15 protein-coding genes and 1 tRNA gene are annotated in these 17,322 nt (G+C 67.6%); 6 read left to right on the top strand and 10 right to left on the bottom strand.

The window, feature by feature from the left end; all coding sequences use genetic code 11:
* Positions 1-240 precede the first annotated feature (240 nt).
* Complete coding sequence (locus tag AB0I77_RS24935; RefSeq protein ID WP_003999697.1) at positions 241-369, bottom strand: DLW-39 family protein; 129 nt, start codon at positions 367-369, stop codon at positions 241-243.
* A gap of 337 nt (positions 370-706) precedes the next feature.
* Between AB0I77_RS24935 and AB0I77_RS24930 the strand changes: the two genes are divergently transcribed.
* Entirely contained in the window at positions 707-1,063 is a 357-nt protein-coding gene (locus AB0I77_RS24930; protein WP_363284875.1) for a DUF6344 domain-containing protein, read from the top strand.
* Positions 1,064-1,230: 167 nt separating this feature from the next.
* Here AB0I77_RS24930 and AB0I77_RS24925 read toward each other — a convergent pair.
* From AB0I77_RS24925 to dnaA, 9 genes are all read right to left on the bottom strand, one after another.
* Positions 1,231-1,307: transfer RNA gene (locus AB0I77_RS24925), tRNA-Ile, on the bottom strand.
* 110 nt (positions 1,308-1,417) lie between these two features.
* Positions 1,418-2,224 carry a DUF3566 domain-containing protein gene (locus AB0I77_RS24920; RefSeq protein WP_363284874.1) on the bottom strand — a complete coding sequence of 269 codons (807 nt, stop codon included), beginning with the start codon at positions 2,222-2,224 and terminating at the stop codon, positions 1,418-1,420.
* Positions 2,225-2,242: 18 nt separating this feature from the next.
* Positions 2,243-4,837 carry a DNA gyrase subunit A gene (gene gyrA / locus AB0I77_RS24915; protein ID WP_363284873.1) on the bottom strand — a complete coding sequence of 865 codons (2,595 nt, stop codon included), beginning with the start codon at positions 4,835-4,837 and terminating at the stop codon, positions 2,243-2,245.
* Between the two features lie 42 nt (positions 4,838-4,879).
* On the bottom strand, positions 4,880-6,928 hold the full coding sequence (gyrB, locus tag AB0I77_RS24910; protein ID WP_363284872.1) for a DNA topoisomerase (ATP-hydrolyzing) subunit B: 2,049 nt from the start codon (positions 6,926-6,928) through the stop codon (positions 4,880-4,882).
* A gap of 414 nt (positions 6,929-7,342) precedes the next feature.
* Entirely contained in the window at positions 7,343-7,888 is a 546-nt protein-coding gene (locus AB0I77_RS24905; protein ID WP_363284871.1) for a DciA family protein, read from the bottom strand.
* Complete coding sequence (recF, locus tag AB0I77_RS24900) at positions 7,885-9,006, bottom strand: DNA replication/repair protein RecF (protein ID WP_363284870.1); 1,122 nt, start codon at positions 9,004-9,006, stop codon at positions 7,885-7,887. The genes AB0I77_RS24905 and recF overlap by 4 nt, the downstream gene beginning before the upstream one ends.
* 98 nt (positions 9,007-9,104) lie before the next feature.
* A complete protein-coding gene (gnd, locus tag AB0I77_RS24895) occupies positions 9,105-9,980 on the bottom strand; it encodes a phosphogluconate dehydrogenase (NAD(+)-dependent, decarboxylating) (RefSeq protein WP_363284869.1) in 876 nt (291 codons plus the stop codon).
* Positions 9,981-10,144: 164 nt separating this feature from the next.
* Positions 10,145-11,275, bottom strand: coding sequence for a DNA polymerase III subunit beta (gene dnaN / locus AB0I77_RS24890; RefSeq protein ID WP_363284957.1), 1,131 nt, complete (start codon positions 11,273-11,275; stop codon positions 10,145-10,147).
* Positions 11,276-12,238: 963 nt separating this feature from the next.
* Positions 12,239-14,230 carry a chromosomal replication initiator protein DnaA gene (gene dnaA, locus AB0I77_RS24885; protein ID WP_363284868.1) on the bottom strand — a complete coding sequence of 664 codons (1,992 nt, stop codon included), beginning with the start codon at positions 14,228-14,230 and terminating at the stop codon, positions 12,239-12,241.
* 372 nt (positions 14,231-14,602) lie between these two features.
* Here dnaA and rpmH point away from each other — a divergent pair, with 372 nt between their 5' ends.
* Genes rpmH through AB0I77_RS24860 form a run of 5 tightly spaced genes read left to right on the top strand, consistent with a single transcriptional unit; the run spans position 14,603 to position 17,307 of the window.
* The gene (gene rpmH / locus AB0I77_RS24880) at positions 14,603-14,740 is read left to right on the top strand and encodes a 50S ribosomal protein L34 (protein WP_006381191.1); all 138 of its coding nucleotides are present in this window, start codon (positions 14,603-14,605) and stop codon (positions 14,738-14,740) included.
* A 21-nt stretch (positions 14,741-14,761) separates the two neighbouring features.
* Positions 14,762-15,133 (top strand): ribonuclease P protein component, encoded by a 372-nt coding sequence (gene rnpA / locus AB0I77_RS24875; protein ID WP_363284867.1) that lies wholly within the window; start codon positions 14,762-14,764, stop codon positions 15,131-15,133.
* Positions 15,130-15,483, top strand: a complete 354-nt coding sequence (yidD, locus tag AB0I77_RS24870) for a membrane protein insertion efficiency factor YidD (protein ID WP_363284866.1) — start codon at positions 15,130-15,132, stop codon at positions 15,481-15,483. The genes rnpA and yidD overlap by 4 nt, the downstream gene beginning before the upstream one ends.
* A 3-nt stretch (positions 15,484-15,486) precedes the next feature.
* A complete protein-coding gene (gene yidC, locus AB0I77_RS24865) occupies positions 15,487-16,779 on the top strand; it encodes a membrane protein insertase YidC (RefSeq protein ID WP_363284865.1) in 1,293 nt (430 codons plus the stop codon).
* Between the two features lie 15 nt (positions 16,780-16,794).
* Entirely contained in the window at positions 16,795-17,307 is a 513-nt protein-coding gene (locus AB0I77_RS24860; RefSeq protein ID WP_363284864.1) for a R3H domain-containing nucleic acid-binding protein, read from the top strand.
* Positions 17,308-17,322 lie beyond the last annotated feature (15 nt).

Genomic DNA, 17,322 nt, shown 5'->3' with positions numbered 1-17,322 from the left:
CGGCGCAGACGGACGATCACGCCGTGCTCTCGCGCGCCACCACGCCGTACGCCGCCCCATCACGCGCCACCCCACTCGTCGTTGCCCGGACCGTGCACCCGTGTGACCGTGGCCCATCCTGCCCCGCCGGGCCGCACACCATCCGCGCAATCCGTACGAGCGTCCGAAACACCCGGTTGCGGACACACAAAACCCCGACCGCGAGGCGGCCGGGGTCTGTTCAGAACTGGATCTCGGTACTCACGAACCCGTGGGCACGGAGTCAGTCGCCTCCGTCCACAGATCCTGCTCGGCGCGATCCGCCTGGATCTGGCGGTACACGAGGAGCCCGCCGATGGCGGCCAGTGCGACCAGGAGAAGCTTCTTCACCGCGCGACCTCGTCTTTCCTTGACGTAGGGGACCTCTGGCGCCCGACTATACACACCGACCGATACCGATCGGTGACCTGTGTCGGGCCTCAACTCCCGCCCGGACCAGAGCAGTAGAAGCGGACGGCGGCGCTCCGATCAGCGGGTGATCACACCCGCACAGACGGTTACTTTGATCGCCCTCCTCCCGTATTTCCTCATTTTCCACCCCCTTGCACCCATCCGAGTGGTGTTCATCTGAACATCCACGCGCCACGGGCGTTGGTCCACCACTTCGCGGCCCCCATACACATCATGAGGAAAGTACGCAAATCGCCCAACCCGAAAGTGAGGGGCCATGGCCCAGAACAAGGTCATGAAGCTGTGGACCGCCATCGTCACCGCCTTCCTCGCGCTGTGCACGGCGCTCGGACTCATCACGACGACCGCCGCCGCGGCCGTACCGCAGACCGAGACGACGCGCAACAGCACCACGGAGGCGACGGCACCGGCGATGTCCCCCTGGTCCTACGCCAGGGCCCTGCCCCCCACGATGAAACAGCGCATCCGCGCCGAGGCCCACGGCAAGACCCCCAGCTGCCGCCACCGTCCCCTCTCGGACGCGGCCGCGGCCGCGGACACGGCCGCCTCGGTCATCCCACCGTGCGACCCCGCCGCCTTGCCGGCGCAGCCCGCCACCCCTCTCCAGCGCTGACCGCGCGGCCCGCCACGGGCACTCTTCCACTCATCCACTGACGTCACGGCGAACTTGCGTACGCCCCGGAAATGACGCTGAGCCCCGACCGGATCCGGTCGGGGCTCAGCGTTGTGGCCCTGTGATGCCAAAGCCCCCCAGCCATGATCGGCTGGGGGTCTTCGTGCTGGTGGGGCTAACAGGATTTGAACCTGTGGCCTCATCCTTATCAGGGATGCGCTCTAACCAACTGAGCTATAGCCCCGCCGCGCTCTGCGGTATGTCCCGCGCGCTGACCCCTGAAGATTAGCGCACGACGTGGGGACTCCCAAAATCGGTTGTCGGGGGACCTTCACCGGAGGTTTGGAAGGGGGATTACTCGTCCTCGGCCAGCGTCAGCTCGACGCCGCCGACGAAGCCCGCGGAGAGGTTGTAGATGAACGCGCCGAGCGTCGCGAGGGCGGTCGCGAGGACGACGTCGATGACCGCGATGATCGTCGTGAACAGCAGGACGTTGGGCAGCGACAGGAAGGACTGCAGGTCGAAGCCGTTCGACTCGTTCGAGCCGGTCGCCTCCGAGATCGTGCCGCCGACCGTCGAGAAGACGCCCATCGCGTCCATGACCATCCACAGCACGGCGGCCGCGACGATCGTGCAGATGCCCAGTGCGATGGAGAGCAGGAAGCTGACCTTCATCACCGACCACGGGTCGGCCTTCGCCACCCGCAGACGGGCCTTGCGGGTGCGCGGCGTCGTGCGCGCGCCGGTGCGCGGGCGGCGTACGGCACCCGAGGGGGCGTGCGTCGGGTAGGCCTGCGGCGGGTGGTACGGCCCGGCGGGCTGCTGCGGCTGGCGCTCCCCGGGCAGCGGAGAACCCGCCTCGGGCGGCGCCGACTGCCCGGCCGGCGCCTGTGGCCGCGGCTGGGCGCCGGGAGTGGCCGGGCCTGCTCCAGCCGTGTGCTGCTGGGTTTGCGGGCCTCGGGTGTCCGTCACAGTTCCCCCCTGGGATCCATGCGTGTCAGGCGAGTGCGAGTCCTTCGCGGACGGCTTGATCGCCTGGAGGTTGGTCGTGTGCGGGTCTGTCGCACGCGGGGCGGAGCCACGGCCGCCGCCGTCCGTGTCCGTACCCCTCGGGGTACTGGACGATGGACCGGTCGATCCGGCGCCCGTGGCTCCACTCACGATGACTCACTCCTCGTGCTACTCGGACGAGGGCGCCTCACCCTCGTCCGTGCCGGTTGTCGCGGCACCCTCGGCGATCTCGTCGACGGCCACATCGCCGTCGACCTCCTCCGCCTCGCGTCCCGCCTCGGCGTTACGTGCGACGCCGACCACGGCATCGCGCTTGCCCAGGTTGATCAGTTGGACGCCCATGGTGTCACGGCCCGTCTCCCTGATCTCGTTGACCCGCGTACGAATCACACCGCCGCCCAGCGTGATGGCGAGGATCTCGTCGGTCTCCTCGACCACCAGCGCGCCGACGAGCGATCCACGATCCTCGACGATCTTGGCGGCCTTGATACCGAGGCCGCCGCGACCCTGGACGCGGTAGTCGTCGACGGCGGTCCGCTTCGCGTACCCGCCGTCTGTGGCAGTGAACACGAACGTACCGGGTCGAACAACATTCATCGAGAGCAGCTGGTCGCCCTCGCGGAAGCTCATGCCCTTGACGCCCGAGGTGGCACGGCCCATGGGACGGAGGGCGTCGTCCGTCGCCGTGAACCGGATCGACTGTGCCTTCTTGCTGATCAGAAGCAGATCGTCGTCGGGCGAGACGAGTTCGGCTCCGATCAGTTCGTCGTCGGAACCGTCCTCCGTTTCACGGAGATTGATCGCGATGACGCCACCGGAACGCGGCGAATCGTAATCCTTCAGAGGCGTCTTCTTCACCAGTCCGCCCTTGGTGGCCAACACCAGGTACGGCGTCGCCGCGTAGTCGCGGATCGCGAGGATCTCGGCGATCGCCTCGTCCGGCTGGAAGGCCAGCAGGTTCGCGACATGCTGGCCACGCGCCTCCCGCCCGGCGTCGGGAAGCTCGTACGCCTTCGCCCGGTAGACGCGGCCCTTGTTGGTGAAGAACAGCAGCCAGTGGTGCGTGGTCGACACGAAGAAGTGGTCGACGATGTCGTCTTCCTTGAGCTTCGTGCCGCGCACGCCCTTGCCGCCGCGCTTCTGGGCGCGGTAGTCGACGGTCTTGGTGCGCTTGACGTAGCCGCCGCGCGTGACCGTGACGACGATGTCCTCCTCGGCGATCAGGTCCTCCATGGACATGTCGCCGTCGTAGGGCACCAGCATGGTCTTGCGGTCGTCGCCGTACTTCTCGACGATCGCGGCCAGTTCCTCGCTGACGATGCCGCGCTGGCGGACCGGCGAGGCCAGGATCGCGTTGTACTCGGTGATCTTCGCCTGGAGTTCGTCGTGCTCCTGGACGATCTTCTGGCGCTCCAGAGCGGCCAGTCGCCGCAGCTGCATCTCCAGGATCGCGTTGGCCTGGATCTCGTCGATCTCCAGGAGGGTCATCAGGCCCCCGCGCGCGATCTCGACGGTGTCGCTGCGCCGGATCAGCGCGATGACCTCGTCGATGGCGTCCAGGGCCTTCAGCAGGCCGCGCAGGATGTGCGCCCGCTCCTCGGCCTTGCGCAGGCGGAACTTCGTACGCCGGATGATGACCTCGATCTGGTGCGTCACCCAGTGGCGGATGAACGCGTCCAGCGAGAGCGTGCGCGGCACGCCGTCGACCAGCGCCAGCATGTTGGCACCGAAATTCGTCTGCAGATCGGTGTGCTTGTAGAGGTTGTTCAGTACGACCTTGGCGACCGCGTCGCGCTTCAGGACGATGACCAGACGCTGACCCGTGCGGGACGAGGTCTCGTCACGGACGTCCGCGATGCCGCCGATCTTGCCGTCCTTCACCAGGTCGGCGATCTTCTGGGCGAGGTTGTCCGGATTGACCTGGTACGGCAGTTCCGTCACCACCAGGCACTGGCGGTTCTGGATCTCCTCGACCTCGACGACCGCGCGCATGGTGATGGAGCCGCGGCCCGTGCGGTAGGCCTCCTCGATGCCCTTGCGGCCGACGACGAGTGCGCCGGTCGGGAAGTCGGGGCCCTTGATGCGCGCGATGAGGGCGTCGAGCAGCTCCTCGTGCGACGCCTCCGGGTTCTCGAGGTACCACTGGGCGCCGGACGCGACCTCGCGCAGGTTGTGCGGCGGGATGTTGGTCGCCATGCCGACCGCGATGCCGGCCGAGCCGTTGATCAGCAGGTTCGGGAAACGGGCCGGCAGAACGGTCGGCTCCTGCGAGCGGCCGTCGTAGTTGTCCGTGAAGTCGACGGTCTCCTCGTCGATGTCGCGGACCATCTCCATCGACAGCGGCGCCATCTTGCACTCGGTGTAGCGCATGGCGGCCGCGGGGTCGTTGCCCGGAGAGCCGAAGTTGCCGTTGGAGTCCACCAGCGGCATCCGCATCGACCAGGACTGCGCGAGGCGGACCAGCGCGTCGTAGATCGAGGAGTCGCCGTGCGGGTGGTAATTGCCCATGACGTCGCCGACGACACGGGCGCACTTGTAGAAGCCGCGCTCGGGGCGGTAGCCGCCGTCGTACATGGCGTACAGGACGCGGCGGTGGACGGGCTTGAGTCCGTCCCGGACGTCGGGCAGCGCACGCGAGACGATGACGGACATCGCGTAGTCGAGGTACGAGCGCTGCATCTCCGTCTCGAGCCCGACGGGCTCGACACGCATCGCGATGGCGCCGCCCTCTTCAGGCGTCACTGGAATGTTCTCGTCGGCCATTGCTGGTGAAGATCCTTCCTGGTGCGGTCAGCTGAGACCGACTCAGATATCGAGGAAGCGGACATCCTTGGCGTTGCGCTGGATGAACTGGCGGCGGGCCTCGACGTCCTCGCCCATGAGGACCGAGAACAGGTCGTCGGCCTGGGCGGCGTCGTCGAGGGTGACCTGGCCGAGGACCCGGTGCTCCTGGTCCATCGTCGTGATGCGCAGCTCCTCGGCGTTCATCTCGCCGAGACCCTTGAAGCGCTGGATCGAGTCCTCCCGGATGCGCTTGCCGCGCTGGCGGCCGAGCTCGATCAGGGCGTCGCGCTCGCGGTCGGAGTACGCGTACTCGGCTTCCTCCCGGCCCCACTTGATCTTGTAGAGCGGGGGACGGGAGAGGTACACGTGCCCCTCCTCGACCAGCCTGCGCATGAAGCGGAACAGGAAGGTGAGCAGCAGGGTGTTGATGTGCTGGCCGTCGACGTCGGCGTCCGCCATCAGGATGATCTTGTGATAGCGCAGCTTCTCGATGTCGAAGTCCTCGTGGACTCCGGTACCGAAGGCGGAGATCAGCGCCTGGATCTCCTGGTTCTGCAGGATCTTGTCGAGCCGCGACTTCTCCACGTTGAGGATCTTGCCGCGGATCGGGAGGATCGCCTGGTACTCCGGGTTGCGGCCGGACTTGGCCGAGCCGCCGGCGGAGTCACCCTCAACGATGAAGATCTCGCACTTGGTGGGGTCGTTCGACTGGCAGTCGCTCAGCTTGCCCGGAAGGGAGGCCGTCTCCAGAAGACCCTTACGGCGGGTCAGGTCGCGCGCCTTGCGGGCCGCCACGCGCGCGGTGGCCGCCTGGATGCCCTTGCGGACGATGTCCGCCGCCTCGTTCGGGTTGCGGTCCAGCCAGTCGTTGAGGTGCTCGTAGACGACCTTCTGGACGAAGGTCTTCACCTCGGTGTTGCCCAGCTTGGTCTTGGTCTGGCCCTCGAACTGCGGCTCGCCCAGCTTCACCGAGATGATCGCGGTCAGACCCTCGCGGATGTCGTCGCCTGTGAGGTTGTCGTCCTTCTCACGCAGCAGCTTCTTGTCGCGCGCGTACTTGTTGACCAGGTTCGTCAGCGCCGCGCGGAAGCCCTCTTCGTGCGTACCGCCCTCGTGCGTGTGGATGATGTTGGCGAAGGAGTACACGCCCTCGCTGTAACCGCTGTTCCACTGCATCGCGAGTTCGAGGGACAGGCTCTTGTCCTTGTCCTCGGCCTCGAGGTCGATGATCGTGGGGTGCACCACGTCTCCCTTGCGGGAGTTGAGGTACTTCACGAAGTCGACGATGCCGCCCTCGTAGTGGTACGAGACGGTCTTGACCTCGTGCTTCTCGTCCTCGCCCGCCTCGTCCGCCCCGGCCGTGGCCTTCGCCGACTCGCGCTCGTCGGTGAGGTTGATCCTCAGCCCCTTGTTGAGGAACGCCATCTCCTGGAAACGCCGCGAGAGCGTCTCGAAGGAGTACTCGGTGGTCTCGAAGATGTCCGGGTCGGCCCAGAAGGTGACCGTGGTGCCGTGCTCGTCCGTGGCCTCGTGCTGGGCAAGCGGGGCCGTCGGGACACCCAACTTGTAGTCCTGCGTCCACCGATAGCCGTCGGTCTTGATCTCGACGGCGACCTTGGACGACAGGGCGTTCACGACGGAGACACCCACGCCGTGCAGACCGCCAGAGACCGCGTAGCCGCCGCCGCCGAACTTTCCGCCCGCGTGCAGGACCGTCAGCACGACCTCGACGGCCGGCTTGCCCTCGGAGGGGACGATGCCGACCGGGATGCCACGACCGTTGTCGACAACACGCACGCCGCCGTCGGCGAGGATCGTGACGTCGATGGTGTCCGCGTGGCCGGCCAGCGCCTCGTCGACGGAGTTGTCGACGACCTCCTGCACAAGATGGTGGAGTCCGCGCTCACCGGTCGAACCGATGTACATACCGGGTCGCTTGCGGACCGCGTCCAGACCCTCGAGGACGGTGATGGCGCTGGCGTCGTACGACGCCGTGACTGAGGCCTCGGCGATGACGGCCGCGGCCTCGGTGGACAGGATGTTCTCGTTGGGGTTGCCGGAATCGGCCACGAAGCGCCCTTTCTGGCACAGCTCGAGCCAGGCTCCTGGGGGTGCCCCCTCTGGGGGAGGGTTGCCGGAGCGGCTGCGGCATGTTGCGTTGGTAAGCCTTGATCAGCGTTGCTCAGCTTTTCCCGGACGGTCCCCACGTTTGGGGCGGGATTAGCTTCCAGTCTACCGGTAGCGCCGACAGTGATGGGGCTTTGCCGGTACCTGAGTCCTCATGTGCCGCCCTGAACCGGTCTCCGCCGGGTCCCCATATACGGAACGGGGCTTCAAGAGGCTCACGGAGGCACTCAGCGCTTCCGGCTGTCAACCCTTGGCTACTTGGGAGTCAGCTCGGTATTCGCAACCGCGTGGCGTTCCACGACGGAGGCGCCGACGGTGGTTCGTCCAGGCCGCCGACGGCAGTTGATGTGAGGTAGGTCACCCGTAGGTGTCGCCGGGACCCGTGCTTCCGGGGGCGCGCAGGGGGCCGAAGCGGCGGGCGGGGCCATTGGGGCCGTTCACCTTGATCAGCGTCACGGCGCCGTGGCCGAGGTCCTCGTTGAGACGCGCGACCAACTGCGGGGCGAGCAGGCGCAGGTTCGTCGCCCAGGCCGTGGAGTCGCAGCGCACGACGAGAACCCGCTCGTCCTCGTCGTACTTCTCCGGCACGCAGTGCTTGGCGAGGTCCTCGCCGACGATCTGCGGCCAACGGCCCATCACCCCGCCCACCGCGGCCGGCGTCTCCCAACCCCGCTCGGTGATGAGCCGGTTGATGGCGGCGCCGAGCGCCATGGGATCGCGGCCGTCGGCGCGCGCGCCGGAGCGCAGGCCGCCGCGCCGCGCCTGCTTCTTCTGCTGCGCCGCGTCCCCACGCGCGCGTGCCTGGTCCCTGGCCGCCCTGAGCGCCACGCGCGCGAGGTCCACTCCGGAGGGTTCGGGTGTCTTGTTCTCGCCGGGGCCGGGGGCGGGTCCGTCCGTGCTCATGCGCGCTCCACAGTCCCGTCCGACACCATGAACCGGGTCCCCGCCAGTACGTGCGGTACGTCGTCGTCGACCGCGGCGGTCACCAGGACCTGCTCCCCGGGCGCGACCAGCTCGGCCAGGCGCTCGCGGCGGCGGGTGTCCAGCTCGGCGAAGACGTCGTCGAGGACGAGCACCGGCTCGTTGCCCTCGGCCCGCAGCAGGTCGTAGGACGCCAGGCGCAGCGACAGCGCGTAGGACCACGACTCGCCGTGGGAGGCGTAGCCCTTGGCCGGCAGCTGACCGAGTCTGAGCAGCACATCGTCCCGGTGGGGCCCCACGAGGGTCACGCCCCGCTCGATCTCCTGCTTGCGGGCCTCGGCGAGCGCGGCCATCAGCTGCTCGTTGAGGCCCTCACGCGTGTGGGCCTCGCCCGGAGCGGACGGCTTGTACTCCAGGACGACCGGACCGCCGCCGGGGGCCAGCTGCTCGTACGCCTTGTCCGCGAGCGGCTGGAGCGCCGCGATCAGGTCGAGGCGCTGGGCCAGCAGTTCGGCGCCCACGCGCGCGAGGTGCTGGTCCCACACGTCGAGGGTGGACAGGTCCATGGAGCGGCCGCCGTGCCGACGGGCCAGCGCGGCCGTCTTGAGGAGGGTGTTGCGCTGCTTGAGGACCCGCTCGTAGTCGGAGCGGACGCCGCCCATACGCGGGGAGCGGGCGGTGATCAGCTCGTCGAGGAAGCGGCGCCGCTCGCCGGGATCGCCCTTGACCAGGGCGAGGTCTTCCGGCGCGAAGAGGACGCTCCGCACGATGCCGAGCACGTCACGTGGCCTGACCTGCGAGGATCTGTTGATCCGGGCACGGTTGGCCTTGCCGGGATTCAGCTCCAGCTCCACCAGCTGCTGACGCTCGCCCTGCTTGACCTGCGCCCGGATGACCGCGCGGTCGGCGCCCATGCGGACCAGGGGGGCGTCGGAGGAGACACGGTGGCTGCCCAGGGTGGCGAGGTAGCCGACGGCCTCGACGAGGTTGGTCTTGCCCTGCCCGTTGGGGCCCACGAAGGCGCTGACGCCCGGGTCCAGCGGAACCTCGACCCGGGCGTACGAGCGGAAGTCGGCCAGCGACAGATGCGTGACGTGCATGGTCGTTCGCCGACCTCCCCCAGGGTTGTGGACCGCTGAGCAGCCCTGTGGATTACTTCTCGACCGTTTTCTTTTCGACCGATTTCTTTCTCGAGCGATTACTTCTTCTCGACCGCGTGGCCGCCGAACTGGTTCCGCAGCGCAGCGACCATCTTCATCTGCGGCGAGTCCTCCTGGCGGGAGGCGAACCGCGCGAACAGCGAGGCGGTGATCGCCGGCAGCGGCACCGCGTTGTCGATGGCGGCCTCCACAGTCCAGCGTCCCTCACCGGAGTCCTGGGCAAAACCCTTGAGCTTGTCCAGGTGCTCGTCCTTGTCGAGGGCGTTCACCGCGAGGTCGAGCAGCCAGGAGCGGATGACCGTGCCCTCCTGCCAGGAGCGGAAGACCTCCCGGACGTCGGTCACGGAGTCGACCTTCTCCAGCAGTTCCCAGCCCTCGGCGTAGGCCTGCATCATCGCGTACTCGATGCCGTTGTGGACCATCTTCGCGAAGTGGCCGGCGCCGACCTTGCCGGCGTGCACCGAGCCGACCTCGCCCTCCGGCTTGAGGGCGTCGAAGATCGGCCGCACCTTGGCGACGTTCTCCGCGTCGCCGCCATACATCAGCGCGTAGCCGTTCTCCAGGCCCCAGACGCCGCCGGAGACGCCGCAGTCGACGAAGCCGATGCCCTTGGCCGCCAGCTCCTGTGCGTGCTTCTCGTCGTCCGTCCACCGCGAGTTCCCGCCGTCCACGACGACGTCACCGGGCTCCAGCAGTTCTGCCAGTTCGTCGACGGTCGACTGGGTGGCGGCTCCGGCCGGGACCATCACCCAGACGACGCGCGGGCCCTTGAGCTTGCCCACAAGCTCTTCCAGGCTGTGGACATCGGCGAGGTCCGGGTTGCGGTCGTATCCGACGACGGTGTGGCCTGCGCGGCGTATCCGCTCGCGCATGTTGCCGCCCATCTTGCCGAGGCCGACGAGACCGAGCTCCATCAGTTGTTCCTTAGGTTCTGCGACGTGGCGAGACGGCACTTTCGTACCGCGGCACTTTCGTACCTGCGTCCGAGCCTAAACCCGGACGCCTGCGCACATCTGTGGGCATACACGCTCAGACGTAGGCCCGACCTGCGGTTCTCTGAAGGGGTTCGCTCAGCCGCTCAGCCGCTCAGCCGCACCGGCATGATCAGGTACTTGTAGGCCTCGTCCGCCTCGGCGTCCAGGGCCGGCTTGCCGCTGAGCAGCGCGGGCTTGGTGGATGTCGTGAAGGACAGCTGGGCCACCGGGGAGTCGATGGCGCTCAGGCCGTCGAGCAGGAACGTCGGGTTGAAGGCGATCGAGACGTCGTCGCCCTCCAGCTGGGCGTCAACCCTTTCCACAGCCTGTGCGTCGTCGCTGGAGCCGGCCTCCAGGATGAGCACACCCTGCTCGAAGCTGAGCCGAACCGGGGTGTTGCGCTCGGCGACCAGGGCCACACGCTTGACGGCCTCCACGAAGGGGGCGGTCTCGATGACGGCGATGGAGTTGAACTCCGTCGGGAACAGCGAGCGGTACTTCGGGAGGTCGCCCTCCAGGAGGCGGGTCGTCGTACGACGGCCGGCGCCCTCGAAGCCGATCAGGCCCTCGCCCGCGCCGGAGCCGGACAGCGCCAGGATGACGCTGTCGCCGCTCGTGAGCGCCTTGGCGGTGTCCAGGAGCGTCTTGGCGGGCACCAGGGCGACCGCGGATGCCTCCGGGTTCTCCGGCTTCCACAGGAACTCGCGAACCGCGAAGCGGTAGCGGTCGGTGGAGGCCAGCGTGACCGTGTCGCCCTCGATCTCGATGCGTACACCGGTGAGGACGGGCAGCGTGTCGTCGCGGCCGGCGGCGATGGCGACCTGGGAGGCGGCGGCGGCGAAGACCTCTCCGGGGACCGTGCCCGTGGCGTTCGGCATCTGCGGCAGGGCCGGGTACTCCTCCACAGGCAGGGTGTGGAGTGTGAACCGCGAGGAGCCGCACACCACCGTCGCCCGTACACCGTCTGTGGAGATCTCCACCGGGCGGTTGGGGAGGGCGCGGCAGATGTCGGCCAGCAGGCGGCCGGAGACGAGGACCGTGCCCTCCTCCTCGATCTCCGCCTCCACGGACACGCGTGCGGAGACCTCGTAGTCGAAGCTGGACAGGCTCAGCTGGCCGTCCTCGGCCTTCAGCAGAAGGCCGGCGAGGACAGGCGCCGGCGGACGGGCCGGGAGACTGCGTGCCGCCCAGGCCACTGCCTCCGCGAGTACGTCGCGTTCCACCCGGATCTTCACTGTTGCCGCCTCCTGCTGTTGCCGGCGCTTCTCGGCCTGCCTGGCTTCGTCGTCTGTCTCGGTGTTGTCGGCCCCTTCGAGGGGAAGGACACCGGGAACAGTCTGACGCACCGCACTGACAGTAGGTGCCTCTCGGGGTCAAGTCGTGACGAGGGGCAGCCGGGAGCCGGACAGCGAGTTGTGCACAGGACCCCCTTCGAAACGGATTCCCAGCTCTCTCTAGTTGTTAGTAGTAGTAGGGGGTGTGGATACCGTGGATAACCGCGTTTGCGCAGGTCAGGCGGGAGATTTTGTCCACGGGTCCTGTGGGCGGAGGCGGTGGACAACTGCACGTCTCTGTGGAGAACGGAAAGTTCTGCACACCCCATGCACAGCCTCGGGCTACTTCTCCCCAGAGTCGTCCCCAGCTTTGCCCACCTTTCCCACAGCCCAACCCGGCATCTTTGTGTGACGCCTTTCACTCGGCCCGGTGAGAGGGCGCGTCGTGTTGCCGAACAGTGGACAGTGATGTGGAGAAGCAGGCGATCACTGGGGACAACCTGCCTCAGCCTGTGGGTTGCCGGTGGACAACTCGATGCACAGGCTGTGGATCATCTCTTCATCCACAGCCTGTGGAGATCCTTCGTCCACCAATCCACAAGTATCTGACCTGGCCTGATGATCTTTCAGCTGGAGCCTCTGTGGACACGATCTGGACAACTTCCCAGTCCCCAGGGTGTGGACGGGAGAAAGTCACCGGATCTGTGGAGAGAGGCCGTAACGCGGCAGGTAATCGAACAGCGGACGGCCGCGTGTACGGCTGCGGAACGACGAAGGGCGCCCCGGGAACTCGTCCCGGAGCGCCCTCAGCGCCCTCAGCGCCCTCAGCGCCCTCAGCGCCCTCAGCGCCGTACGACCGGCGACCGACCGGCGACCGACCGGCGACCGACCGGCGCCGCAAACCGTTTCTGCCGGCCCTTTGTGTCAGCCGTTCTTGATGCGGTTCGTCAGCTCGGTGACCTGGTTGTAGATGGAGCGTCGCTCAGCCATCAGATTGCGGATCTTGCGGTCGGCGTGCATCACCGTGGTGTGGTCGCGGCCGCCGAACAGCGCGCCGATCTTCGGCAGGGAGAGGTCCGTCAGCTCACGGCACAGGTACATGGCGATCTGCCGCGCGGTCACCAGCGCGCGGCCGCGCGAGGTGCCGCACAGATCCTCGACCGTGAGCCCGAAGTAGTCGGCGGTCGCGCCCATGATGGCCGTCGAGGTGATCTCGGGGGCCGAGTCCTCGCCGCCCGGGATCAGGTCCTTGAGGACGATCTCCGTCAGTCCCAGGTCCACCGGCTGCCGGTTGAGCGACGCGAACGCCGTCACCCGGATCAGCGCGCCCTCCAGCTCGCGGATGTTGCGCGAGATCCGGGACGCGATGAACTCCAGTACCTCCGGCGGGGCGTTGAGCTGCTCCTGCACCGCCTTCTTGCGAAGGATGGCGATACGCGTCTCCAGCTCGGGCGGCTGGACGTCCGTGATCAGACCCCACTCGAAACGGTTCCGCAGCCGGTCCTCCAGGGTCACCAGCTGCTTGGGCGGCCGGTCGCTGGAGAGCACGATCTGCTTGTTCGCGTTGTGGAGCGTATTGAAGGTGTGGAAGAACTCCTCCTGCGTCGACTCCTTGTCCGCGAGGAACTGGATGTCGTCGACGAGCAGGATGTCCATCTCGCGGTACCGCTTGCGGAAGCTGTCGCCCTTGCCGTCACGGATGGAGTTGATGAACTCGTTGGTGAACTCCTCGGAGCTCACGTACCGCACGCGCGTGCCGGGGTAGAGGCTGCGCGCGTAGTGCCCGATCGCGTGCAGCAGGTGCGTCTTGCCGAGCCCGGACTCCCCGTAGATGAAGAGAGGGTTGTACGCCTTCGCGGGCGCCTCGGCGACGGCGACTGCGGCCGCGTGCGCGAATCGGTTCGAGGCGCCGATGACGAACGTGTCGAAGAGGTACTTCGGGTTCAGCCGCGCGGTCGGCTCGCCGGGACCGGTCGCCGGCGCGGGCTGGGCGGCCAGCGGTCCCGGGGCGCCGCTGGAGGCGGGCAGCGTCGAGCCGACCGGTCCGCCGCGGTGCACATGACCGGCACCGGACGACGGCTCGGACCGGTCCCGGCGGGCGTCGCGCTGGTCGTACTCGGAGCGCGGCTGGTCGTAGTCCGGTCGCTGGTCGTACTCGGGCCGCTGGTCGTACTCGGGCCGCTGTGAGTCGTACGACGGGCGCTCCATCGACTGCGGACGGTATTCCTGCGACGGCGGGCGGTATCCGTCCTGTGCGGACGGGCCGTATGAGTCCTGTGACGGTGAGCCGTACGACTCCTGTCCGTACGACTCCTGCCCGTACGAGTCCTGCGACGGCGACGCGTACGGGTCGCGCTCGGGGAAGCCGAGCCGCGGCTGCTGCCAGCTGTACTCGTCCTGGGGCTGGCGCTGCCACGAGCCCGGCTCGGGGCGCTGGTACTCCGAGGGATACGCGGGACGGGGGGTCGGAATCTGGTCGCCGCGGGGCGAGTGGTCGCCCTGGGGGCCGGGGCGCTGCTCGGAGCGGCCCGGCATGCGGTCGTCGGCGCGGTGGCGGCCGTACCCCTCGTACTGGCCGGAGGGGAGTTCGGGCTCCTCGTAGCGCGGCTGGGGGCGGGGCGGCGGGGGCGCGGGTTCGCCGGCGGAGTCGTCGACGGTGATCGCGATGCGGATCGGACGGCCGCACTCGCGGCTCAGTGTCTCGCTGACGATCGGGGCGAGGCGGCCTTCGAGCACGCCTTTCGCGAATTCGTTCGGTACGGCGAGCAGTGCGGTGTCCGCCACGAGCGCGAGCGGCTGGCAGCGCCGGATCCAGTGTTCGTCCTTCCCCTCGACCCCCTGCCCACGGCCCTCACCGAGAAGTTGCTCCATTACTCGTGGCCACACTGCGGCAAGATCGGCAGGCACGTCAGCCACAGGGCACGCTCTCTCACGGGTCCCACGAACGTGTGGTTCGGGACGGGTTGGGATTCAAATGGGGTGGCGCAGGTACAAGGGAACGAATCGGAGTCCAGCCAAGGTAGTCAGGGCGACGGCTGCGGTTCAAGTTGTTGTCCCCAGCCTGTGGATAGTGTCTCCTCGTGACCGCTGGTTTGACCGGATGGCGCAGCCGCGCGTACCGTAACCAGGTCGAGTTGTCGATGGCTGCTGCCGCCTGCCTCCGATGGGCACAGATCATTTGGGTGATCGGTCAGCGGTGCACTCGGGCGTGATGCGAGCTACTCGTGGGCGCACGGTGACAGCCAAGACGGCACCCCGCGAAAACCGATTTCTTTCTGGAGCCCCCGAGTGAGCAAGCGCACCTTCCAGCCGAACAACCGTCGTCGCGCCAAGACCCACGGCTTCCGCCTGCGGATGCGTACCCGTGCCGGCCGCGCGATTCTCGCGAACCGTCGTGGCAAGGGTCGCGCAAGCCTGTCCGCCTGATTCCGGTCAGGTCATGACGTCGTGCTGCCCACCGAGAACCGGCTGAGGCGGCGCGAGGACTTCGCGACCGCGGTACGACGAGGCCGTCGGGCTGGACGCCCGTATCTCGTCGTCCACTTTCGTAGCGGTGCCACGGACCCGCACGCGCCCGGGGAGAGCGCTCCCCCGACGCGTGCGGGTTTCGTCGTCAGCAAGGCCGTGGGCGGTGCGGTGGTGCGTAACAAGGTGAAGCGCAGGCTTCGTCATCTGATGCGCGATCGAGTCGCCCTGTTGCCCCCCGGTAGCCTGGTAGTCGTACGAGCGCTGCCCGGTGCGGGTGACGCCGACCATGCACAACTGGCCCAAGACCTGGATGCCGCCCTTCAGCGGCTGCTGGGAGGGGGCGCGCGATGAAGTACCCGCTGCTGGCGCTGATCAAGCTGTACCAGTGGACCATCAGCCCGCTGCTCGGGCCGGTGTGCAAGTACTACCCGTCGTGTTCTCACTACGGCTACCAGGCCATTGACCGCCATGGTGCGATCAAGGGCACGGCACTGACGGCTTGGCGCATCCTGCGGTGCAACCCGTGGTCGCTGGGCGGTGTGGACCATGTCCCGCCGCGCAAGCGTCCGCGGTGGCACGAAATTCTGCGTAACGCCTGGCGTGCAAGCAAGGGCGGGCCCTCCTCCGCCGAACCGGCCACCGAGGGGCAGGCTCCTTCGAGCCCGGCCGCAGAGACCCCGTCCCATGCCCAAGGAGCATGATTAGTGGACACGATTGCCAGTTTCTTCAGCTTCATCACGACACCGGTCTCCTGGGTCATCGTCCAGTTCCACACGGTGTACGGCGCCCTCTTCGGCGATGACACCGGGTGGGCCTGGGGCCTGTCCATCGTGTCCCTGGTGATCCTGATCCGTATCTGCCTGATCCCGCTCTTTGTGAAGCAGATCAAGGCGACCCGGGCGATGCAGACGCTTCAGCCCGAGATGAAGAAGATCCAGGAGCGCTACAAGAACGACAAGCAGCGTCAGTCCGAAGAGATGATGAAGCTGTACAAGGAGACGGGTACCAACCCGCTCTCCTCGTGCCTTCCCATCCTGGCGCAGTCCCCGTTCTTCTTCGCGCTTTACCACGTGCTCAACAGCATCGCGACGGGCAAGACGATCGGCGTCATCGACGACGACCTGCTGACCAGCGCGCGTAAGGCACACATCTTCGGTGCCCCGCTGGCGGCGAAGTTCACCGACGGTGCGGACAAGGTGGCCCAGCTCGGCGCCACACTGACCGACGTCCGGGTCGTCACGGCGATCATGATCGTCATGATGTCTGCGTCGCAGTTCTACACGCAGCGCCAGCTGATGACGAAGAACGTCGACACCACGGTGAAGACGCCGTTCATGCAGCAGCAGAAGATGCTGATGTACGTCTTCCCGGTCATGTTCGCCGTCTTCGGCATCAACTTCCCAGTCGGTGTCCTTGTCTACTGGCTGACCACCAACGTGTGGACCATGGGCCAGCAGATGTATGTCATCCGCAACAACCCGACCCCGGGTTCCAAGGCGCAGGCCGCGTACCTGGAGCGACTGCACAAGCACGTCACGCACCACGGCAAGACGCGCGGCCGCGGTGAGAAGGCCATCGTCAAGGCGATCGTGGCCAAGGGCCGTGACCGTAACGAGTTCGAGCGGAAGTTCATCAACGGCCTGAACAAGGCGGGACTCGCGGCCCAGGCGGACGGCACCGTGGCGAAGGGCGAGGCCGCTGCCGTCGCCCAGACCGAGGACGGTACGCCGACGAGCGCAGCTGCTCCCAAGCGCCAGCAGCCCAAGCGGCAGTCCAAGTCCCAGCGTCAGTCCAGCGCCGCTAAGGCCGGTGAGACGACGTCGCTCAGCAAGTCCGATGACGAGACGACTTCTCTCAGCAAGTCCGACGACGAGCCCGAGGACGCCAAGCCCGCCGCCAAGAAGGCTGCTCAGAAGCCCGGCGCGGGTGCCCGCAGCAAGGCCCAGTCCGGACAGCGCAAGGGCCCGCAGCGGCCCAAGTCCCCGTCCAAGAAGTAAGAAGGAGTCCATCCCGTGACGGAAGGCACCACCTCCGCCGCTGCCGAGGGTGCAGACACCCTGACCCGCCTGGAGCAGGAGGGCGAGATCGCGGCGGACTACCTTGAGGGTCTGCTCGACATCGCCGATCTCGACGGCGACATCGACATGGACGTCGAGGCCGACCGGGCCGCTGTCTCCATCGTCAGCGACTCGGGCAGCCGCGATCTGCAGAAGCTGGTGGGCCGCGACGGCGAGGTGCTGGAAGCCCTGCAAGAGCTGACACGCCTGGCCGTACACCGGGAGACCGGGGATCGCAGCCGTCTGATGCTGGACATCGCGGGCTACCGCGCCAAGAAGCGGACCGAGCTGTCCGAGCTGGGCGCCAAGGCCGCCGCCGAGGTCAGGAACACCGGCGAGGCCGTGAAGCTGGAGCCGATGACGCCGTTCGAGCGCAAGGTCGTGCACGACGCGGTCAAGTCCGCCGGCCTGCGCAGTGAGTCCGAGGGCGAGGAGCCGCAGCGCTTCGTCGTTGTGCTTCCCGCCTGAGACCGCACGTTCCTT

This window comes from Streptomyces sp. NPDC050619, from assembly GCF_040654815.1.
Taxonomy (GTDB): domain Bacteria; phylum Actinomycetota; class Actinomycetes; order Streptomycetales; family Streptomycetaceae; genus Streptomyces.
The sequence above is the reverse complement of the archived record's forward strand: the minus strand, read 5'-3'. Positions and strand labels throughout refer to the sequence as shown.

Coding starts and splice junctions, on each gene's coding strand:
- AB0I77_RS24930 (WP_363284875.1), top strand. CDS start 707: ATGGCCCAGAACAAGGTCATGAAGCTGTGGACCGCCATCGTCACCGCC.
- gyrA (WP_363284873.1), bottom strand. CDS start 4,837: ATGGCCGACGAGAACATTCCAGTGACGCCTGAAGAGGGCGGCGCCATC.
- AB0I77_RS24905 (WP_363284871.1), bottom strand. CDS start 7,888: ATGAGCACGGACGGACCCGCCCCCGGCCCCGGCGAGAACAAGACACCC.
- recF (WP_363284870.1), bottom strand. CDS start 9,006: ATGCACGTCACGCATCTGTCGCTGGCCGACTTCCGCTCGTACGCCCGG.
- gnd (WP_363284869.1), bottom strand. CDS start 9,980: ATGGAGCTCGGTCTCGTCGGCCTCGGCAAGATGGGCGGCAACATGCGC.
- yidD (WP_363284866.1), top strand. CDS start 15,130: ATGAAGTACCCGCTGCTGGCGCTGATCAAGCTGTACCAGTGGACCATC.